The sequence below is a fragment of the Mycobacterium sp. E183 genome (assembly GCF_001667735.1).
Lineage (GTDB): Bacteria > Actinomycetota > Actinomycetes > Mycobacteriales > Mycobacteriaceae > Mycobacterium.
Genome location: NZ_LZJN01000159.1, coordinates 1 through 939 on the forward strand (window position 1 = coordinate 1; position 939 = coordinate 939).

Genomic DNA, 939 nt, shown 5'->3' on the forward strand with positions numbered 1-939 from the left:
TGTTTGATTTTGGGGCGCTTCCGCCGGAGGTTAATTCGGCGCGGATTTATGCCGGTCCGGGGTCGGGGTCGTTGATGACGGCGGCGTCGGCGTGGAATGCGATCGCCGCGGAGCTGCAGTCGGCTGCGTTGAGTTATCAGAATGTGGTGACCCAGCTGGCCAGTGAGGAGTGGGCGGGCACGGCCTCGGCGGCGATGGCGGCCGCGGCCACCCCGTATGCGGAGTGGCTGGCCAGCACGGCGGCGCAGGCCGAGCAGGCCGCGGTGCAGGCCGCCGCGGCGGCGGCGGCTTATGAGGCGGCGTTCGCCGCGGTGGTGCCTCCGCCGGTGATCGCGGCCAACCGGGCGTTGGTGCAGCAGTTGCAGGCCACCAACGTGATCGGGCAGAACACCGGGGCGATCGCGCAGTTGGAGGCCCAGTACGGCGAGTTTTGGGCCCAGGATGCCGGGGCGATGGCCAACTACTCGGTGCAGTCCACGGCGGCGACCAAGGGCATCACCCAGTTCCAGGCCGCCCCGAAGGTGACCAACGACGCGGGCACCACCACCCAGGCCAGCACGGTGGCCAACGCGGCGGCCAACACTTCCGCCGGCAACGCGGCCAACGTCGCGCAAAAGGCGGCCACCACCGCCACGACGACCGCGGCCCCGCAGGCCGCCGCCGCCGCTCAGACGACGACCAACCCGCTGCAAGAGCTGTGGTTCCTGTTGACCGGCCAAACCACCATCCCCACCAACCTGGGCACACTCGTCAACGGGTACAGCCCGTTCGCCGGCCTGTTCTATAACACCGAGGGTCTGCCGTACTTCAGTACCGGTATGGCCAACACCTTCACCCAGATCGCCAAGTCGGTGGGGTTGATCGGTGGTGCGGCTCCGGCGGCGGCCAAGGCGCTGCCCGGTCTGGGTGGGCTCGGTGGCCTGCTCGGCGGTGGCGCCG

The 939-nt window shown here is 69.9% G+C and carries 1 protein-coding gene; it reads left to right on the forward strand.

Annotation, left to right across the window (positions count from 1 at the left end; genetic code table 11):
• On the forward strand, positions 1-939 hold a 939-nt coding region (locus A5691_RS18635), incomplete at both ends, for a PPE family protein (RefSeq protein WP_231982305.1).